Annotated in this window: 17 protein-coding genes; 7 read left to right on the forward strand and 10 right to left on the reverse strand. The window is 66.9% G+C overall.

Annotated features, from left to right (window positions below; all coding sequences use genetic code 11):
* Positions 1-62: 62 nt before the first annotated feature.
* Entirely contained in the window at positions 63-3644 is a 3582-nt protein-coding gene (locus AC1KVE_RS05090; RefSeq protein WP_481092552.1) for a lamin tail domain-containing protein, read from the reverse strand.
* A gap of 375 nt (positions 3645-4019) precedes the next feature.
* Between AC1KVE_RS05090 and AC1KVE_RS05095 the strand changes: the two genes are divergently transcribed.
* The 3 genes from AC1KVE_RS05095 to AC1KVE_RS05105 all read left to right on the forward strand — a co-directional run bounded on the left by AC1KVE_RS05095 (position 4020) and on the right by AC1KVE_RS05105 (position 7197).
* Positions 4020-4922: a tryptophan 2,3-dioxygenase gene (locus AC1KVE_RS05095; protein ID WP_104554510.1), complete on the forward strand. Its 903-nt coding sequence runs from the start codon at positions 4020-4022 to the stop codon at positions 4920-4922.
* A gap of 155 nt (positions 4923-5077) precedes the next feature.
* The gene (locus tag AC1KVE_RS05100; RefSeq protein WP_184457412.1) at positions 5078-6595 is read left to right on the forward strand and encodes a peptide MFS transporter; all 1518 of its coding nucleotides are present in this window, start codon (positions 5078-5080) and stop codon (positions 6593-6595) included.
* An 11-nt stretch (positions 6596-6606) separates the two neighbouring features.
* On the forward strand, positions 6607-7197 hold the full coding sequence (locus AC1KVE_RS05105) for a thioredoxin family protein (RefSeq protein ID WP_054592411.1): 591 nt from the start codon (positions 6607-6609) through the stop codon (positions 7195-7197).
* A 50-nt stretch (positions 7198-7247) separates the two neighbouring features.
* Here AC1KVE_RS05105 and AC1KVE_RS05110 read toward each other — a convergent pair whose 3' ends face one another.
* The gene (locus tag AC1KVE_RS05110) at positions 7248-7736 is read right to left on the reverse strand and encodes a MarR family winged helix-turn-helix transcriptional regulator (RefSeq protein ID WP_016905082.1); all 489 of its coding nucleotides are present in this window, start codon (positions 7734-7736) and stop codon (positions 7248-7250) included.
* A 122-nt stretch (positions 7737-7858) separates the two neighbouring features.
* Here AC1KVE_RS05110 and hppD point away from each other — a divergent pair, with 122 nt between their 5' ends.
* Entirely contained in the window at positions 7859-8974 is a 1116-nt protein-coding gene (gene hppD / locus AC1KVE_RS05115) for a 4-hydroxyphenylpyruvate dioxygenase (protein WP_046345445.1), read from the forward strand.
* Positions 8975-9343: 369 nt separating this feature from the next.
* On the forward strand, positions 9344-10657 hold the full coding sequence (gene hmgA / locus AC1KVE_RS05120) for a homogentisate 1,2-dioxygenase (RefSeq protein ID WP_102583223.1): 1314 nt from the start codon (positions 9344-9346) through the stop codon (positions 10655-10657).
* An 84-nt stretch (positions 10658-10741) separates the two neighbouring features.
* Here the strand turns inward: hmgA and AC1KVE_RS05125 are convergent, their stop codons facing one another.
* Positions 10742-11290, reverse strand: coding sequence for a hypothetical protein (locus tag AC1KVE_RS05125; RefSeq protein ID WP_349781074.1), 549 nt, complete (start codon positions 11288-11290; stop codon positions 10742-10744).
* A 165-nt stretch (positions 11291-11455) separates the two neighbouring features.
* On the opposite strand from AC1KVE_RS05125, the gene AC1KVE_RS05130 reads away from it, so the two are divergent.
* Positions 11456-12073 carry a lectin gene (locus tag AC1KVE_RS05130; protein WP_102255519.1) on the forward strand — a complete coding sequence of 206 codons (618 nt, stop codon included), beginning with the start codon at positions 11456-11458 and terminating at the stop codon, positions 12071-12073.
* 144 nt (positions 12074-12217) lie between these two features.
* On the opposite strand, the gene AC1KVE_RS05135 is transcribed toward AC1KVE_RS05130, so the two are convergent.
* Genes AC1KVE_RS05135 through AC1KVE_RS05160 form a run of 6 tightly spaced genes read right to left on the reverse strand, consistent with a single transcriptional unit; the run spans position 12218 to position 18167 of the window.
* Positions 12218-12643: a Na+/H+ antiporter subunit G gene (locus AC1KVE_RS05135; protein ID WP_047127936.1), complete on the reverse strand. Its 426-nt coding sequence runs from the start codon at positions 12641-12643 to the stop codon at positions 12218-12220.
* Entirely contained in the window at positions 12640-12924 is a 285-nt protein-coding gene (locus tag AC1KVE_RS05140) for a K+/H+ antiporter subunit F (RefSeq protein WP_046345450.1), read from the reverse strand. The genes AC1KVE_RS05135 and AC1KVE_RS05140 overlap by 4 nt, the downstream gene beginning before the upstream one ends.
* Positions 12921-13427: a Na+/H+ antiporter subunit E gene (locus tag AC1KVE_RS05145; protein WP_047127937.1), complete on the reverse strand. Its 507-nt coding sequence runs from the start codon at positions 13425-13427 to the stop codon at positions 12921-12923. Before AC1KVE_RS05145 ends, AC1KVE_RS05140 begins: the two co-directional genes overlap by 4 nt.
* Positions 13424-14968 (reverse strand): monovalent cation/H+ antiporter subunit D, encoded by a 1545-nt coding sequence (locus tag AC1KVE_RS05150; protein WP_024938212.1) that lies wholly within the window; start codon positions 14966-14968, stop codon positions 13424-13426. Before AC1KVE_RS05150 ends, AC1KVE_RS05145 begins: the two co-directional genes overlap by 4 nt.
* Entirely contained in the window at positions 14965-15339 is a 375-nt protein-coding gene (locus AC1KVE_RS05155; protein WP_016901335.1) for a Na+/H+ antiporter subunit C, read from the reverse strand. Before AC1KVE_RS05155 ends, AC1KVE_RS05150 begins: the two co-directional genes overlap by 4 nt.
* Entirely contained in the window at positions 15339-18167 is a 2829-nt protein-coding gene (locus AC1KVE_RS05160; RefSeq protein WP_054592407.1) for a monovalent cation/H+ antiporter subunit A, read from the reverse strand. Before AC1KVE_RS05160 ends, AC1KVE_RS05155 begins: the two co-directional genes overlap by 1 nt.
* A 166-nt stretch (positions 18168-18333) precedes the next feature.
* Between AC1KVE_RS05160 and AC1KVE_RS05165 the strand changes: the two genes are divergently transcribed.
* On the forward strand, positions 18334-19236 hold the full coding sequence (locus AC1KVE_RS05165; RefSeq protein WP_024938210.1) for an NAD-dependent epimerase/dehydratase family protein: 903 nt from the start codon (positions 18334-18336) through the stop codon (positions 19234-19236).
* 171 nt (positions 19237-19407) lie between these two features.
* Here AC1KVE_RS05165 and AC1KVE_RS05170 read toward each other — a convergent pair whose 3' ends face one another.
* Positions 19408-19893, reverse strand: coding sequence for an Mpo1 family 2-hydroxy fatty acid dioxygenase (locus AC1KVE_RS05170; protein ID WP_024938209.1), 486 nt, complete (start codon positions 19891-19893; stop codon positions 19408-19410).
* Between the last annotated feature and the right edge of the window lie 59 nt (positions 19894-19952).

Consider the following 19952-nt stretch of genomic DNA (forward strand, 5'->3'; position numbering starts at 1 on the left):
AAGGGCGCGGACCAGGCCGCGCCCTTTGTCGCAGTACAGAACTGCGACGTGTTGCACTGCAATCAGCGGCGGCTGGCGCCTCCACCGATCGGGGTGACGATCAGCGCCGTGTTGTCGGCCGGGTTGGCATCGGGCGAGGTCGAGCTGGCGCTGGCCTGCACCCGCACCGCGCGTTCGGCCGGGATCGGCTTCGCCGCGACGGTGAGCTGGAACACGGCCTGCGCGCCCGGCTGCACTGCGGCGGCGGTGCTGCAGACAAACACTGCGTTGCGCAACGACTGCAGTTGCTTGGCACAACGCCAGCCGCTGGGCGGCACCAGCAGCGACAAGGCCGACACCGTGTTGCCTTCGATCCGCACGCTGGCACCGGTGGCCGCTGCGTTGCCGCGGTTGTCCAGCAACACCCGGTAGGTGGCGTTGAAGGCGGTGGTGGGCAGCGTGGCGGGGCCTTCCAGGCGCACTGCCAGATCGCTGCGCAGCACTGGCTGCACGCTGACTGCGGCGGTGTCGGTGTTGTTGTCCGGCTGCGGGTCGGGCGTTTGCGAGGCGACCGAAGCGGCCAGGGTCAGCGTGCGCCCTGCCAGTTCCGCGCCAGCGTCGACCTGCACGGCAAAGCGCTGTGCGTTACCGGATGCCAGCGAGGCGATGGTGCAGGTGACCACCGTCTGGGTCGCGGTTTCCGGCGCTTGGCAACTCCAGCCCGGTGCCGCGGTGACCCGCGGGCTGACCGCGGCATCGAAGGCCAGTGCCACCGCGGCAAACGCCGCGCTGTCGGGCCCGCGGTTCTCCACCTCCACACTGAAGTCGATGCGCTCGCCTTCGGTGACCTGTGCGCGTGCCGCAGTGACCATCGCCCCCAGGTCGGCACGCAACGCGGGCGCCATGCGCAGCAGCACCACGGTGGGGTCGTGGTCGGACAGGCGCGTGGGCGTATTGGCATCGTTGCGCGCGGTGCCGGGGAAGTCGGCATTGATGCGTGCGTGGCCCACCGACAGCGAGGCGATGCCCGGTGCGCGCATCAGCGCCTCGTTGGCCAGGATGTGATCCAGCGACTGCACGTTGCCGTCGAAGGCGTACGAGTAGCTCTGGTCGGGCGTGTTGAACCAGGTCAGATCGGTGTAGTCCGGGTTGACCAGGTCCGCGCCATCGCCGCTCACCACGGTCTGCGCATCCGGTGCCGGCCTGCCGGTGACGGTGCCCATCGCATCCACATAGCCGTCGTTGAACTCGAAGGCGTTGAAGTCGCCCATCACCAGCACCTGCTCGGCCGGGTCGAGCTGCTGGCGCGTCTGCAGCAGGCGCGCCAGGTACTCGGCCTGGGCCTGGCGTTTGGCGCGGATGCGGGTGCCTGCGGCATCGTCGGTCTCGGCGCCGTTGAGCGAGCGTTGATGCACCACGATGGCGGTCAGCGGCAGCACGCGGCCATCGGCCTGATGCACTCTGGCGGTAAGCACCAGCGGCGGGCGATCGTTGAGCAGGCTCACGCCACCGCCCGGTTCGGTCCAGGTGGTGGTCTTGCCTTCCTGGGCGATGGACACCACTTCCACGCGCGGCATGCCGGCCGACACCGTACCGGTCTTGACCAGGAAACCGACGTCGATGCCGCCGACGTCATTGCCTTCCTGCAGGTAGGCCACGTACTGCGGGTTGGGCTGGCCGGAGGCGATGGCATCGGCGTTGATGCGCGCAGCCAGGGTCTGCAGCACGCTGATGTTTTCCACCTCCACCGTGCCCAGGATGTCGGGCGTGTGCAGGTAGTTGCGGATCGCCAGCGAGGCCTTGTTGAGGCGGGCCTGGAACGCGGCCGGAGTGAGCACCGGCTCGCCGATCGCCGGGTCGTTCTGGTCGTCGAAGAAGCGCTCCATGTTGTAGGTCGCCACGGCCACGTCGTCGGCCTGCGGTACCGGTGCCGGGCGCGGTTGGTCGGCACCGTTGCAGTTCACCTGCGGGGTGCGTTCCGGATACAGCGTGTAGCGGCGGAAGCTGTAATCCAGCGGGCCGGTGACATCCAGCACGACGCAGCCGGAGGCCAGATCCAGCCGTTCGGCGCCCACGCCGGCACTGCCGACGGCGATCACTTCCGGGTTGGTGTTCCAGCGCGGCACGCCGGCAGGCGAGCCAGCCGGCAGCGGGTCGGGCAACTGCACGCCGGGCTCGCGAAAGGCGCGCGGCAGGCCGGTGACCACCGCATGGAACACGCCATTGCTGGTGGCGCTGGCGTTGGTCTCGTTGACGCTGCCGCCGGTGGGGGCATTGACGGTGAGGCTGGCGGCGGTGACACGCATGCCTTCCAGCGCTTCGAGCTGATCAAAGGCGCCGTTCGGGTTGGGGAAGTTCGCGCTCAACGCCACCGGCATCGGCAACGGGTTGCCGGTGGAATCCAGCAGCACGGTCAGGCTGCCGCCGATCTCGGTCAGCGGCGGCTGGGTCGGGTCGGCGGTGGGCACGTACTCGAGCACCGTGCCCTGCACGCGCACCCGGTTGCCGATGGCAGCGGCATCCGGCGGTGCGCTGCCGGTGTAGACGTAGACGCCTTCGGAGGTGGCCGGATCGCCATCGGTTTCGGCATCCGGTGCCTGCAGGAAGAAGCCGGCGCTGCGACGGGCAGTGACGATGCCCGAGGTGGCGACCACCTGGCCTTCCAGCGGCGAGCGTGCGCCCTTGCCCTGGATGGCGTGGATCGGCAGCAGGCTGAAGTCGTCGTTGAGGATGGTGCCGGTGGCGCTCAGCGTGGCCGGCAACGCGCCGGTGAGGCCGCTGATCTGCAGCGCGAAGGTCTCGTCGGGTTCGGGCGTGGTGTCGCCCAGCACCTCCACGGTGATGCTGGCGCTACGCTCGCCGGCGGCGATGCGGACGCTGGAGGCGGGCAGGGCGACATAGTCGCTGCCGGCCGTGGCCGTGCCATCGGCGGTGGCGGCGGTGAAGCTCACCCCGCCTGCGCCGGCCGGCTGGCTCAGGCTCAGCGTGAACACGAAACTGCGGCTGCCGCTGTTGCCTTCGGCCTGGCTGACGTCGGCCAGCGTGGCGATCGGCTGGCCGCCGCCGCTGCACAGCCGTGCGGGGCTGGCGGCGTTGCGCGGCGCCGGCGCGCCGGTGGCGAAATCGGCCGCGTTGTTGTCGGTGTCGGTGCAACCATCGCCGCCGCGCAGCACTGCCAGCGTATTGCTGGGCGCCGGCGTGGGCGCATTGCCTTCGGCGCAGCTGGCGGTGCTGCCATAGCCGACCAGGTCGGCATTGCCGGTGGGGCAGGCGCCGCTCAACGCGGAGGCGCTGTTGCTCAGCGCCACCTTGCCGGCGCCGCCGCCCATCGCGATGGTGCCGGTGGCGTCGGGCGTGGGCAGCGCGACGCTGCCGCCGCTGCCATCGGCCTGCTTGACCAGGTAATAGCCGCCGGCCGGAACGCTGCCTGCCAACGGCGTGACCTGCCAGCTGCTGCCGGCAGCCGAGGCGTATTGCACCGACCAGCCGTCCAGGCTGACCGTGGTGCTGCCGATGTTGTGCAGCTCGACGAAGTCGCTGCGGAAGGTGGCACCGCTGTTGCCGCCACCGCCGTAGACCTGGCTGATGACGACCTGGGCATTGGCGTGGCCGGCAACCGCCAGCGCACAGAGAAGTAAGGCTGCACGACGCTGCAACACATGCATGAGATGAGAGTCCCCTGATCCATGAGACGTGAAGCGCTCCCCTGGTCCGGCCACGTCCCTGGCCGGCAGCGCCGTTCGATTCTGCATGAATTTGCAGACCTTGGTTGACGATACGGTGACACCGGCGCAGCGGCTGCGCGCGCGCGCAGCCGCTGCAGCATTTTTCAAGTGTGAAGTACCGGTCGCGTACGTCACGACATCGTCAGGCTGCCAAGCAGGCAGGCCACCCAGGCAAACCGGACGCTGCCGCGACATACATCAAGGCCGCGCGCTGCAACTCCTGCCTCCCGATTCCCGAATCCCGAATCCCGATTCCTCTAATCCCCAATCCCCGCCACTGAGCTACCCTGACCGGCCCGATCCACCTGCACCGCCATGCCCGTCGACAAGAATCTGCGTGACCTGGAACCCGGCATCCACACCGATCTGGAGGGGCGGCTGACCTACGGCGGCTATCTGCGGCTGGACCAGTTGCTGTCGGCGCAGCAGCCCCTGTCCGAACCGGCGCACCACGACGAGATGCTGTTCATCATCCAGCACCAGACCTCCGAGCTGTGGCTGAAACTGCTGGCGCACGAGCTGCGCGCGGCGATGGTGCACCTGCAGAACGACCAGGTCTGGCAGTGCCGCAAGGTGCTGGCGCGCAGCAAGCAGGTGCTGCGCCAGCTCACCGAACAGTGGTCGGTGCTGGAGACGCTGACGCCGAGCGAGTACATGGGATTCCGCGACGTGCTGGGCCCCTCGTCCGGCTTCCAGTCGCTGCAATACCGCTATATCGAGTTCCTGCTCGGCAACAAGAACCCGCAGATGCTGCAGGTGTTCGCGTACGACCCGCAGGGGCAGGCGCGGCTGCGCGAGGTGCTGGAAGCGCCCAGCCTGTACGAGGAGTTCCTGCGCTACCTGGCGCGCTTCGGCCATGCGATTCCGCCGCAATACCAGGCCCGCGACTGGACCTGCGCGCATGTGGCCGACGACAGCCTGCGCCCGGTGTTCGAGCGCATCTACGAAAACACCGACCGCTACTGGCGCGAGTACTCGCTGTGCGAGGACCTGGTCGATGTGGAAACCCAGTTCCAGCTCTGGCGCTTCCGCCATATGCGCACGGTGATGCGGGTGATCGGCTTCAAGCGCGGCACCGGCGGGTCCAGCGGCGTGGGCTTTCTGCAGCAGGCGCTGGCGCTGACGTTCTTCCCGGAGCTGTTCGACGTGCGCACCTCGGTGGGCGTGGAAGGTCGTGAGCCGGCGGGTGGTGGCCGCGGTGAGCCTGAAAAGGGCTGAGCGGGTCGCTACGGGCGTCATCCCCGCAGAGTGGCCGCCATCAGGCCGGCGAGTCCTGCGAATTTGACGCGTACATGACGTCTAAGTGATCCTCGCGCGTCTCCCGGGGTACGCTCCGGGCACCCAGCCATTACTGAATACGCAAGGGACATTCCATGAGCGTTGACGCTACCGCGCCGACTTCCGCCGCCACCCCGCCGCCGCCGGCACCACCCGAGTTCCCCACGCTGCTCGGTCATCCCCGGCCGCTGTGGATGCTGTTCATGACCGAATTCTGGGAACGCTTCGCGTTCTATGGCATTCGTTGGGCGCTGGTGCTGTACATCGTGGCGCAGTTCTTCAACGGCGATGCCACCGGCCAGGCGCCGGCCGGACGCACCTATGGCGCCTATCTGGCGCTGGTGTATGCGGCAGCGATCTTCGGCGGCTACGTGGCCGACCGCGTGCTCGGCTACCAACGCTCGATCCTGGTCGGTGCGGCCGTCATGGCCACCGGCCTGTTCCTGATCGCCATTCCCGACCACACCATGTTCGAGATCGGCCTGGCCACCGTGGTGGTGGGCAACGGTCTGTTCAAACCGAACATCTCCACCATGGTCGGCAAGCTGTACTCGGTGGCCGATCCGCGCCGCGACAGCGGCTTCACCATCTTCTACATGGGCATCAACCTCGGCGCGATGATCTCGCCGGTGCTGACCCAGCTGCTGGCCGAAAAGGTGTTCGGCACCGACGCCATGCCGTCCTACAAGATGGTGTTCATGGCCTCCGGCGTGGGCATGCTGATCAGCCTGGTGTGGTTCTGGATCGGCCGCGCGCAGCTCAAGGGCATCGGTGCACCGGCGCCGAACGCGCAGGGCATCGGCCGCGTGCTGATGGTGCTGGTCGGCTGCGTGCTGGCCATCCCGGTGGTGTACTTCCTGCTCGCCGTCGGTGCGGACGTGCTGCAGATCGTGCTGACCGTGTTGTTCGTCGGCCTGTCGGTGATGCTGCTGGTCGAAGGCATCCGCGAAGGCAAGGTGCAGCGCGACAAGGTGATCGCAATGCTGATCATCTTCGCCTTCAACGTGCTGTTCTGGATGTTCTTCGAACAGGCCGGCAGCTCGTTCACCTTCCTGGCCGACAACATCGTCGACCGCGGTTTCGGCGACTGGACCTTCCCGACCGCCTGGTTCCAGTCGGTGAACTCGATTGCCATCATCACGCTGGCGCCGGTCATCGCCTGGATCTGGGTCAAGGCCGGCCGCTTCAACCCATCGATTCCGCGCAAGTTCGGCTTGGGCCTGCTGTTCAACGGCCTGGCGTTCCTGCTGCTGATGTTTGCACTGTCGAGCCTGGTCAACGATGCTGGCAAGGTGCCGTTCTGGACCTTGTTCATGGTGTACGTGATCCAGTCGGTGGGCGAGCTGTGCCTGTCGCCGATCGGCCTGTCGATGGTGACCAAGCTGGCGCCAGTGCGCCTGGTCGGTTTCGGAATGGGCGGCTGGTTCCTGTCCACCGGCATCGGCAACAACCTGTCGGGCATTTTTGCCGGGCATGTCAGCGGAAGCGAAGGGATGAGCGTGTCTTCGGCCCTGAGCGGGTATACCTTCGGATTTTGGGCGCTCTTGGGCGCTGGCGCGGTGTTGTTCCTGATCGCGCCGTTGATCAACAAACTGATGCATGGTGTGAAGTGAGGAGAACAGCGATGCCGATCAAACCCACTGTCTGTGGCCTGCTGCTGGCAGGTCTGTTGAGCGCCTGCGGGCAGCCCACCGAGCAACAGGAGGCGCCACGGCCGCTGGATACCTCGATGCAGAAGCCGCCCAGCGCCGATCCCAGCCAGCCGGTGTCCTCGGGCAATACGCCCACCGCGGCGGACATCGCCGCGGCGGCGGCACTCAATGCGCAGTACGACCCTTCGCGCGATCCGGCCGCCGATCTGGAGACCGCCAAGGTCGAGGCCAAGCGCGGCGGCAAGCGCATTGTGCTCAATGTCGGCAATGCGGCCTGCGAGCCGTGCAAGGCGCTGGACGAACTGATGGGCGGCGATGCGGAGCTGCGCAGCTTCCGCGACGCGCACTTCGTGGTGGTCAAGGTCAATCGCGATGCGGCCAACGAGAATGCCGCGTTCCTGTCGCAGTTCGCCCAGCTCAACGACTATCCATCGCTGCTGGTGCTGGACAACGACGGCAAGCTGCTGACCACCCAGACCGGCCCGGACCTGCGCAAGGGCGAGCGTTTCGACCGCCGGAAGCTGTTCGACTTCCTCAAGCAGTGGGCGCCGCCGCAGGCCTGATCCGTCGTTGCCGTGGCATGCAAAAACCCCCGCACTGCGGGGGTTTTTTATCAGTCCTTGCCGGCCATGCGCGGCAGCCCGTCCTTGGCCAGCCGGTCGATCAGCTTTTCCAGGACCTGCTGCTCCTCGGCACTGAACACCGACATCAGCCGCTGTTCCATCTCGTTGACCAGCGGGGCGACGGTCTCGTAGACCTGGCGGCCGGCCGGCGACAGTGCCAGCATCGAGCGGCGGCGGTCGTCGCCATGGGTTTCGCGGCGGATGAAGCCGCGCTCCAGCAGGCGCGCCACGGCGCGGCTGACTGCAACTTTATCCATCGCGGTGCGGTCGGAGACCTCGCTGGCCGAGGAACCCGGATACAGCGCCAGGATGGTGATCACCCGCCACTCGGGGATCGCCATGCCGTAACGATCGCCGTAGACCTTGGCGATGTTGCTGCTGATGCGGTTGGACAGCACGCTCAGGCGATACGGCAGGAACTGCTCGAGGTTGAGCAGCACAGGATGTGGCGGCGGGGTGGGGGCGTCGAGATCGCTCATGTTGCGCTGTGTCTTGATTTTGGTTTCATTTGCAACTACAAACCTTGGGTGGCCTGCGCATTCTCGCGGGTCTTCTGCCACCCCGCATAGCCCTGCGGACGGCCTAGCGTGGAGAAACGACGATGAGCGCACAACCGAGCAGTACCGCAACCCGCCCGAACCTGGGCATGCAGGTCACCACCTTCGACAATCCGATGGGGATCGACGGGTTCGAATTCGTCGAATTCGCCGCGCCGGCCGACCAGGCGGCGCAGCTGCACGACTATTTCCGCAAGATGGGCTTCAGCGCGGTGCTGCGCCACCGCAGCCGTGCCATTACCGTCTATCGCCAGGGCGGGGTCAACTTCCTGCTCAACGAAGAGCCCGATTCGTTTGCCGCCGATTTTGCCGCCGCGCACGGCCCGAGCGCCTGCGGCTTTGCGATCCGCTTCCGCACCCCGGCCGAGACGGTGCTGCAGACCGTGCTGGGCAACGGCGGCGAAGCGGTGCAGGACAAGGCCGACACCCGCGCCGTGCCGGCCCCGGTGGTCAAGGGCATCGGCGACTGCATGCTGTATCTGGTCGACCGCTACGGCGATGCGGGCAGCATCTACGACGCCGACTACGAGCCGATCGAAGGCGCCGACCAGCACCCGGCCGGCTTCGGGCTGACCTTCATCGACCACCTGACCCACAACCTGTACTTCGGCAACATGCAGCGTTGGTCGGACTATTACGAGCGCCTGTTCAACTTCCGCGAGATCCGCTACTTCGACATCAAGGGCGCCAAGACCGGCCTGGTGTCCAAGGCGATGACCGCACCGGACGGCATCGTGCGCATTCCGCTCAACGAGTCCTCCGACCCCAAGAGCCAGATCAACGAGTATCTGGACGCCTACCACGGCGAAGGCATCCAGCACATCGCCTGCTTCACCGACGACATCTACAGCTCGGTGGAAAAGATGCGCGAGGCCGGTGTGACATTCCTGGATACGCCGGACACCTATTTCGATGTGGTGGACCTGCGCATCCCCGACCACGGCGAGGATGTCGAACGCCTGCGCCGCAACAAGATCCTGATCGATGCCGACGTGGACACCAAGCAGCGCAAGCTGCTGCAGATCTTCACCCAGAACTGCATCGGCCCGATCTTCTTCGAGATCATCCAGCGCAAGGGCAACGAGGGCTTCGGCGAAGGCAATTTCCAGGCGCTGTTCGAGAGCATCGAGCGCGACCAGATGAAGCGTGGGGTGCTTTGACGGCGGGGATTGGGGATTCGCTGTTCGGGATTCGGGATTTGTGGTTGGTGCGGTTAACTGGGTCGGTGCGGGTTTGAGTGGTGCAAAGTGTTGCGATGTCCAGCCTGGCTGCCCGTCACGTCGGATGTAGTTCCGGTACAGATCCAACGAAGCGGGCGGCAAGTGGTCGCAATCAAGCGCGCTCAGGCAAGGTATTTTGCCGACGACACAAAGCAACGAAGACGCACGTCGTTAAAGCCCCCTCTCCCCGCGAGGAGAGGGGGCTTAATCCGCCAGGCTTAGCTCTTCTACGGTAGGAAAGCGGCCTGATTCAATTCAATCCCAACCTTCTGCATCCGGGAAGGGAGGGCCAAGATCCGGATGCATGCCATGCATAACAACCAGCACTACATGACCGGTTTCGGCAACGCGTTTGCGACCGAGGCGGTGGCCGGTACCTTGCCGGTGGGGCAGAACTCGCCGCAGCGTGTGGCGCACGGGTTGTATGCCGAACAGTTGTCCGGCACCGCGTTCACCGCGCCACGTAGCGAGAACCGGCGCAGCTGGCTGTACCGCATCCGCCCGGCGGCCGTGCATGGCAGCTTCTCCCTGGTCGAACAGTCGCAGCTCCACAACGATTTCGGGCGCGGCCCGGTGCCGCCGGATCAACTGCGCTGGAGCCCATTGCCGCTGCCGTCCACGCCAACCGATTTCGTCGACGGTCTCTACACCATGGCCGGCAACGGCGGGCCGGAGGCGATGTCGGGTGTCGCCGTGCATCTGTATGCGGCGAACGCATCGATGCACGATCGCTTCTTCTACGATGCCGATGGCGAGCTGTTGCTGGTGCCGCAACTGGGCCGCCTGCGCATCCATAGCGAGCTCGGTGTGCTGGAGCTGGAGCCGCAGCAGATCGGGGTGATACCGCGCGGTGTGCGTTTCCGCGTCGAGCTGCCCGATGGCGAGGCGCGCGGCTATGTCTGCGAAAACTTCGGCGCATTGCTGCGGCTGCCCGACCTGGGGCCGATCGGCTCCAACGGGCTGGCCAATGCGCGCGACTTCGAAACGCCGCATGCGGCCTACGAACAGCGCGAAGGTGCGTTTGAGCTGGTGGCCAAATTCCAGGGCCATCTATGGCGTGCGGACATCGGCCACTCGCCGCTGGACGTGGTGGCCTGGCATGGCAACTACGCGCCGTATCGCTACGATCTGCGCCGCTTCAACACCATCGGCTCGATCAGCTTCGATCATCCGGATCCGAGCATCTTCACCGTGCTGACCTCGCCCAGCGACACGCATGGCACGGCGAACATGGATTTTGCGATCTTCCCGCCGCGCTGGTTGGTGGCGCAGCACACCTTCCGCCCGCCGTGGTTCCATCGCAACGTGGCCAGCGAGTTCATGGGGCTGGTGCACGGGGTCTACGACGCCAAGGCCGACGGCTTCGCGCCGGGTGGTGCCTCGCTGCACAACTGCATGAGCGGGCATGGCCCGGATGCGGCGACCTTCGACAAGGCCTCGCATGCGGACCTGACGCGCCCGGATGTGATCGCCGACACCATGGCCTTTATGTTCGAAACGCGTGCGGTGCTGCGCCCCACCCAGCAGGCCTTGCAGGCCGCGCACCGGCAGGGCGACTATCAGCAGTGCTGGTCCGGATTGCGCGCGGCGTTTCAGGCGCCCGGCTCAGAGGATGCGCAGTAACTCAGGCAGTTGGGCGAATGTGCTGATCAGGCGCTACGGCAGTCAGAGGTCGCAGGTGCCGGATCGAGGGTTCCGGTTGTCCGCTCAAGCCGCCTGCAGCGCATCCGGCAACAGCTCGCCAATCCGGGCACGTACGCGCTCGGCATAGCTTGCCGAGGTGATCTGCGGCAAGGCGCGTAGCGCGTCGGCAATGGCAGCGCCGATGGCGTCTTCGGCGCGCGCGGCCTGCAGTTGCCGATGCAGCGCGGCGGCCACCGGGTCGCGTTGCAGTTGCAGGATGTCGAGCAGGTACAGCCGCGCGTTGGTGGCCGCGCGACGGCGCTGGCGCTGCAGGTCTTCTTCGCTCGGTGGTGCAGCTGGCGGCGTCACGTGGGTACCTGGCACGCCTGCCGGCGAGGAATCAGACGCCTGGGCAGTGCGTGTCGCACTCCCTGCCTGCGTGCCGAACTCCAGATAGCCCATCGCGCAGAGCGCATGCACCAGCGCGGCGCCGTCGCCGCCCAGCAGCACGGCGAGCGTTGCCAGATCGCGCTGGCCGTCGGCCAGGATCAGCGCGCGTCGCTGCAGCAAGGTGAGTGGACTGCGGTGCGATTGCAGCGCGGTAAGGGCGAGCTCGGTCTTGCGAGGGGTCATGGCGGCGGTCCTGCGAGGCACCCAGCTTGCCCGCCGCCAATGAAGCGCCGATGACATCGGCACGAGGCAACGCCAGCGCGTTCTGCACATCGTCGCGATGTGGGCTGTGTACGCTGTAGCGGACCCGTAAGGAATGCATGCATGACCACCAGATTGCTCGGTTTGATGGGCGCATTGCTGTTGCTGACCGGCTGCAACCGTGCCGAGGACGCCACCACGGCCGCGCCCGACGCGGCACCCGCGCCGGTGGCAGCCGCCAACGACCAGCCAGCCGGGGAGGTTCCGCCGGCCACTGCGCCGGCCGGCACGTTTCCGCCGCAACTGCGCCAGCAGCCGGCTGCGCTCGCGCGCCTGGATGGGTACGGCGATCTGCGCCTGGGCATGGATGCAGCGCAGGCGCGCGCTGCCTGGGGCGGCGACCTGCGCGGCGAACCGGCGACAGACGGCGGCTGCTATCTGCTACGGCCGCAGTGGGCCGAGGATGCACGCCGCTTCGGTTTCATGTTCGAAGGCGATCGCCTTGTGCGTTATCAGACCAACGAACCCAAGGAGCTCGCCCCGGGCGGCGGCAAGGTCGGCATGACGCTGGCGCAGCTGCGCGCGCTGTATCCGGCAGGTCTGACCGAACAGCCGCACAAATACGTCCCCGGCGCGTTCACCCTGCGCATGGCCGATGCGGCCACCCGGTCCGCATTGGTGTTCGAGACCGATGCCGACGGCAAGGTCAGCAGCTGGCGGGTCGGGCAGCCGCCGCAAGTGGATTATGTGGAAGGCTGCGGCTGATCCGTCACGGCCGCCGCTGCGCCGCATCGGCGGCGCAAGCGGCTTCCGGCAGCGCAGCGTGCGCGCGCATAGTCGATTGGTAGCATGCGCGTAGAACAACGTGTCGAGACCATCCGGGCAGGGATCTCGAAGCAGCTGCGCAGCTCAGCGCGGATCCTTGTCCGGCTCGGCGTGCTGTTTGGCGGTTTCCGCGTTTTCGCCCACATCGCCTTGCGTCTGCGGTGTGGGCAGGCCTTCCTTCTTCATCTCGCCATGGTTGGGTACTTCCGGGCGGTTTTCCATCATCAGCGACAGCGCGGCCTTGGCCATCAGATGGGCGCTGATCGGTGCGGTGATGAACAGGAACACGGTGATCAGCAACTCGCGCGGTTGCGGGTCCACACCCAGGAACAGGTGATAGCCGACCGATGCCAGCAGCACGCAGCCCACCCCCAGGGTGCTGGCCTTGGTCGGCGCATGCAGGCGCTTGAAAAAATCCGACAGCTTCACCAGGCCGAGCGCGCCGATCAGGATGAAGAAGGTGCCGACCAGCAACAGCGCGCTGAGCAGATATTCGGTCAGCGCAATCATTCGACGATGTCCCGACGCAACACGAACTTGCTCAGCACCACGGTGCTGCCGAAGCCCAGCATCGCGATCACCAGCGCGGCCTCGAAGTAGATCGGCGAGTCCAGGTACATGCCCAGCAGCATCAGCTCGGCGATGGCGGTGATGGACAGGGTGTCCAGCGCCAGGATGCGATCGGGCACGCTCGGGCCGCGCAGCAGGCGCCACAGCGCCATCAGCATGGCCAGGCCTACCGTGTGCATGCAGATGACGATGGTCGATTCGATGAACATGTGGCCGGTCATGGAAAGATCTCCATCAGGGGCTTCTCGTAGCGGGTCTTGATCTCGGCGATCAAGGCGTCCGGGTCGTCCAGGTGCAGCACGTGCACCAGCAGATACTTGCGGTCGTCCGAGAGCGCCGCCGACACTGTGCCGGGAGTGAGCGTGATCATGCTGGTCAGCGCGGCGATGCCGTGGATGTTGGCGATATCCAGCGGCACCCAGATGAAACCGGGGTGGATGCGCGACTCCGGGCCGAGCACCTGGCCGGCCACCTTGATGTTGGAGCGCACGATGTCGCCGGCGGCCACCAGCAACATGCGCGGCACCGAACGCAGCGAACCGATGCGGGCGAACTCGCGGTCCAGGCGCGCCGCAAAGATCGGCACCACCCAGCCCAGCAACAAGCCCAGCACCCATTGCTGCGGCCCGAAGCTGTCGCTGAGCAACAGCCAGAAAATGAAGACCGTCACGCTCAGCGACGGCGAGGGCAGCAGCCGGCTGCGCAGCGGCAGGCGCGTGCTCATGGCTGCCTCCGCTGCGGCGTGGTGGCGCGGACCTGCTCGACGTAGGCGCCGGGATCGCGCAACTGCACGCCGGCCGCGTCGGTGTAGCGCATCAACGGGCCGGCACCTGCCGTCATCGCCACCAGCCCGCTCAGCAATAGCAGCGTGGCGGCGGTTTCCACCGGGCGCATGCGTGCACGCCGTTGCGGCTGCAGCTCGGGAACGTCCTGCACCGCTTCGGGCACGCGCCAGAACAGGCGCACGCCGGCACGCGTCAGGCCGATCACCACCAGCAGGCTGCTGCCCAGGATGGCGAACCACACTGGCCCGACCAGGCCTTCGGGCACGTGCTGCAGCAACGCGGCCTTGGCCAGGAAGCCGGACAACGGCGGCAGCCCGGCGACCGCGACCGCGGCGACCATGAACATCGCGCCGGGGATCCCGCGCCGCGGCAGTGGCGCGACCACTTCCTTGCGGTCGCTGGCGCTGCCGCGGCGACGCCGGATCAGGTCCGACACCATGAACAACGCCGCAGCCACGAAGCTGCTATGCGGCAGGTAGTACAGGCCCGCACCCAACGCGCCGGCATCGTCCAGCGAGAAGGCGATGAACAACGTCGCCGCCGAGAACACCACCAGATACGACACCATCACCCGCAGCCGCGATGCGGCCATCACCCCGAACGCGGCCATCAGCAGCGTGGCGATGCCCAGCCACAGCAATGCGTGGCGGCCGAAGCCCTGCAGCGCGCCGGCACCGGCGCCGAACCACAGCGCCGACACCCGCAGCGTCGCGTACAGCCCGACCTTGGTCATGATGGCAAACAACGCCGCCACCGCCGCCGGCGCGCGCGAATAGGTCTCCGGCAACCACAGGTACAGCGGCAGCAACGCGGCCTTGCTGCAGAACACCAGCAGCAACAGGCCCAGGCTGGCCTTGGCCAGCGGCAGGTCCTGCGCCGGCAACGCGGCGATGCGTTGCGACAGCTCGGCCATGTTCAAGGTGCCGAACACGCCGAACAGCAGGCCCAGCGCGATCAGGAACAGGGTCGACGCGCACACGTTGAACACCACGTAATGCAGGCCCACACGCATCTGCAGCCCGCGCCCGCCGCTGAGCAGCAGGCCGTAGGAGGCGATCAGCATCACTTCGAAGAACACGAACAGGTTGAAGATGTCGCCGGTCAGGAACGCGCCGTTCAAGCCCATCAACTGGAACTGGAACAGTGCATGGAAATGTGGCGCGCGCCGGTCCCAGCCGGCGCAGGCATGCAGCAGGCAGGCCGCGCCCAGGATCAGGGTGGTCAACAGCATCCACGCCGACAGGCGGTCGCCCATCAGCACGATGCCGATGCGCGCCGGCCAGTCGCCGAGCAGGTACACCAGCACCTGGCCTTCGGCGGCGCGCGCGAACAAGGCGATGACCGCTGCGGCCAGCAAGGCCATGCTCGCCCATGCCACCGTGCGCTGCACGCGCGGCCCATAGCGTCGGTGTTCGACGAACAGCGACGCCGACGCGCCCAGCATCGGGATCAGGATCGGCAGGATCAGCAGATGGTTCATCGCCGGGCCTCGCGCGTGTCCACGCCGGTGGTGGCGTCTTCATGCGCATCCACATGATCGCTGCCGTTGTCGCTGCGGCTGCGGATCGCCAGCACCAGGCTCACCGCGGTCATCGCGAAGGCGATCACGATCGCGGTCAGCACCAGCGCCTGCGGCAACGGGTCGGTGTAGTGCATCAGGTCGGCGGGCACGCCCTCGCGCAGCACCGGCGCCTGGCCGCTGCGCAGCCGCCCACCGGCGAAGATCAGCAGGTTGGTCGCGTACGACAGGAAGGTCATCCCCAGGATCACGTCGAAGCTGCGTGCGCGCAGCAACAGGTAGATCGCCAATGCGGTGAGGACGCCAATCGCGCTTGCCACTGCCAGTTCCATCAATGCTGCTCCGCGGTGCGTGTCGAACGTTGGGTGGGGTCGATCTCGCCGCGCTGCGAGCTGCGCGTGCGCGAGGGTTTGATCGTGCCCATCATCGACAGCATCAACATCGCCGCACCGAACACCACCAGATACACGCCGACATCGAAGCCCAGCGCGCTGGCCAGTTCCAGATCGCCCAGCAGCGGCAACGGAATCTCCAGATGCCCGCTGCTCAGGAACGGCATGCCGAACACCAGCGCACCGGCACCGCTGACCAGCGCGCACAGCAGGCCGATGCCGATCAGGCGGATGTAGTCGAAGCCGAAGCGCGATTCCACCGACGCGGCACCCTGGATCACGTACTGCATCAGCAACGGCACCGCCAGCACCAGCCCGGCGATGAAGCCGCCACCGGGCGCGTTATGGCCGCGCAGGAACAGGAACAAGGACACCGTCAGCGTCAGCGGGAACATGATCTGCGCCAGATCGGCCGGCACCGGCAACTTGATCGGCGGCCCGGGCATGCTGCGCTCCGGCGCCATCCGCGAGCGCCGCAGCAGCGCGTGCACCACCAGCCCGGCGATCGCGAACACGGTGATCTCGCCGAAGGTATCGAAGCCGCGGAAATCCACCAGGATCACGTTGACCACGTTGCGCCCGTAGGCTTCCGGCAGCGCACGCTGCAGCAGCTCGCCGGCAACCGTGTGGCTGGGCTGGGTCATCAAGGTATAGGCCAATGCGGCAAGCCCGGCACCACCGACGACGGCGATGCCGGCATCGCGGAGCTTGCGCAGGCGCGCGGGCTCGGGCAGCGAGCGCTCGGGCAGGTAATTCATCGCCAGCAGCATCAGCACCAGCGTGACCATCTCCACCAGCAACTGGGTCAACGCAAGATCCGGTGCCGACAGGAACACGAAGGTCATGCTGACCGCCAGGCCGGTGCCACCCAGCACCAGCACTGCGAGCAGGCGCTGCTTGTACAGGAACAGGCTGCCCAGGGCGCAGGCGATCATCAGCAGCCAGATCGTCCAGCCCAGCAGCGGCAGCGGGGTGGGCGCGGGCCAAGCCGGCAATGCGCCGCCCTGCAGGAACGGCACCAGCGCCACCACGACAGCGCTCAGCACCAGCAGCATCAGCATGCGTTGCAGGTTGCCGTTGGTGACCGCATCGGTCATGCGCACGGTACCGGCAAACAGCGCGCGCAGGTTCCAGTTGAACAGCGCCTTGCCGGGCGAGCGGTTCTGGATCGCGTACATGTCCAGCGTGCGGCGCAGCGCCATGTACAACAGGGTGCCGCCCACCATGCCGGCGATGCTCATCGCCAGCGGCCAGTTCCAGCCATGCCACAGCGCCAGGCTGTAGTCGGGCAGGCGCTCGCCCAGGATGGCGCTGGCACCGGCGCGCAGCACCGGCGCGATGGTCCAGGCCGGCACGATGCCCACGGCCACGCAGATCAGCACCAGCACATCCACCGGAATCCGCATCCAGCGCGGCGGCTCGTGCGGAGTGGTGTCCAGATCGCGTGGGCCCTGGCCGAAGAAGGTGTCGTGCACGAAGCGCAGGCTGTAGGCCACGCCGAGCAGGCCGGCCAGCAGTGCGGCGATGCTGGCCAATACCCGCATCGTCTGCGGCGCATCGGTTTCCAGCGCCACGGCAAAGAACATTTCCTTGGACAAAAAGCCGTTGAGCAGCGGAACGCCGGCCATCGCCAGCGAGGCGGTGATCGCCAGCACGCTGGTGACCGGCATCAGGCGGCGCAGGTTGCCCAGCTTGCGCATGTCGCGCGTGCCGGTCTCGTGGTCGATGATGCCGGCGGCCATGAACAACGAGGCCTTGAACACCGCATGGTTGAGGATGTGGAACACGCCGGCGACCACCGCCATCGGCGTGGACAGGCCGAACAGCATGGTGATCAGGCCCAGATGCGAGATGGTCGAGTACGCCAGCACGCCCTTGAGATCGTGCTGGAAGATCGCGTGCCATGCGCCGAGCAACAGCGTGATCGCACCGATGCTGGTGACCGTGTAGAAGAACAGGTCGGTGCCGGCCAGGGCAGGATGCAGGCGCGCCAGCAGGAACACGCCGGCCTTCACCATCGTGGCCGAATGCAGGTACGCCGACACCGGCGTCGGCGCCGCCATCGCGTGCGGCAACCAGAAGTGGAACGGGAACTGCGCGCTCTTGGTGAAGATGCCCAGCAGCACCAACCCCAGTGCATACGGATACAACGGACTGGCGCGAATCAGATCGCCGGCCGCCAGCACCGCATCCAGCTGGAAACTGCCGACGATGCGGCCGATCATCAGGATGCCGCCGAGCAGGGCCAGGCCGCCACCGGCCGTCAGCACGAAGGCCATGCGCGCGCCTTCGCGCGCATCCTTGCGGTGCGACCAGAAGCCGATCAACAGGAACGAGCTGATGCTGGTGAGTTCCCAGAACACCATCAGCAACAGCAGATTGCCCGACAGCACCATGCCGAGCATCGCGCCCATGAACAGCATGAGATAGGCGAAGAAACGCGATGCGCTGTCGCGTGCACTCAGGTAGTAATGCGCATACATCACCACCAGCGCACCGATGCCCAGCACCAGTAACGCGAACATCCACGCCAGGCCATCGAGCCGCAACGAGAACATCAGGCCGATCTGCGGCAACCATGCGTACTGGCTGCCGATCACCTCACCGCGCAATACGGCCGGTGTGAGCGTCGCCAGGATGACCAGCCCGCCCAACGGCGCGGCCGCAGCCAACCACGCAGTGATCGAACGGGAGGTGCGCCAGAGCAGCGCAGTGGCGGCCGCCATCACAAATGGCAGCGCAAGCAGGATTTCCAGCGAGAAAGGCATGCAGGGAACACAAGATTCGCGAGCAGGCCAGAGAGCTTAACAAATCGTTGACTGACGCCAGCGTCAACGCCGTGGCTGCGCGCCTGCGCAAATCGCGGCCGGATCGGCGTCGCGCCGCTGCCTGTCACTCGCTATGCTGGGATCACCCAGACTGCATCCGAGCCCTGTGACCGCTGCCGATCCCGCTCCGTCCACTGCCGTTTCTGCGCCGCGCGCCCTGGTGTTCGGCGGCAGCGGTCAGATCGGCGAACGCCTGCTGACGCGGCTGCTCGGCCGCGGTTGGCAGGTGACGGCCTGGTCGCGCCAGCCACGTGCCGCGCGCGCCGGGCTGATCTGGCGGCAGGGCGATCTGGCCATGCCGGCTGCCGCGGGCGAGGCATTCGAGGTGATCTTCAGCTGCGGTCCGCTGGACCATTTCGCGCGTTGGTATGTCGAAAATCCGGTGCGTGCTCCGCGCATCGTGGCGTTCGGTTCCACCAGCCTGGAGGTCAAGGAACACTCGATCGACGCGGCCGAGCGCGATGTCGCACAGCGCCTGGCAAATGCCGAACAGGCGCTGTTTTCCGCAGCCCAGGCGCGTGGCGCTGCGGCGACGGTACTGCGCCCGACCCTGGTCTACGGTGCCGGGCGCGACCGCACGCTCACCCAGATCGCCGGGCTGGCGCAGCGCACCGGCGCCTTCGTGCTGCCGGCCAACGCGACAGGGCTGCGCCAGCCGGTGCATGTGGACGATCTGGCCAGCGCCGCGCTGGCGGTGGTCACCCAGCCGGCGACGCAGCAGCGCAGTTATGCCGTCGGCGGCGGCGAAGTGCTGGCCTACACGCAGATGGTGGAGCGCGTGCTGGCGGCGCTGCCGCGACCGGCGCGGCTGTATCAGGTGCCGCCCGGCCTGTTCGGCCTTGCCCTGACCGCTGCACAGCGGCTGGGGCGCCTGCGTGGCATCAATGCGGCCGCATTGCAGCGCATGCGCGATGACCTGGTGTTCGACCTGGAACCGGCGCGTCGCGACTTCGGTTATGCGCCGCGCGCCTTTCGTCCCCTGCCCGAAGAACTCGGCATCGGCGAGTGAGGCTCGTCTGGGCGTATGTGCTTCGAAGACCTGCATGGCGCGCGGTCCGCTAGCTCTGCTGTGCAGGGCGATGCAGTATGACCGTTAGCCGCCGCAGCGCTCAGGCGTAATCCGCTGCTTTCAGGTCATGACCCCGCCGGCGACCGGCTATGTTCTGGCTGTCACTCGCGCTCAGTACCGCCAACCCAATTGACGATAGAGCTTGGCCAACACCCAGATCGGCCCGATCAGCAGATAGGTCAGGTCGGTCAGGAAGCTCGGCTTGCGGCCTTCGATCCGGTGGCCGACGAATTGCGCGACCCAGGCCAGCACGAACACCGTCAGCGCCGTGGCGAACAGCCCGGTGAGCCCGAGTCTGCCTTCGAGCAACCGGCACAGGCAGCCGAAGAAAAAGAAGATCCCCAGCATGCCCAGCCCGAGCGGACGCGATAGGCGGTTGTAGTACGACCAAGCCGCGAACATCGACAACGCCGCCCACACGCCGCTGCTGAACCAGGTGCCGCCAACCGGGATGCACCACAGCAGGGCCACCACGGACCACAGGATCGCCGGCACCGCCAGCACGTGGATCTGCTGATTGGTGGTGTTGCGGTGATCGTCGGCGTAGCTGGCGAAATAGCGGTCGATCGGTCGCGCGGTCTTGGTGCGTTCGGTCATGTTCCCTCCCAGGAATGACCCAAGCATACGCGCGCGGATGGCGCTGTGGCAGCCGTACT

This window comes from Xanthomonas sp. NCPPB 2864, assembly GCF_056675615.1.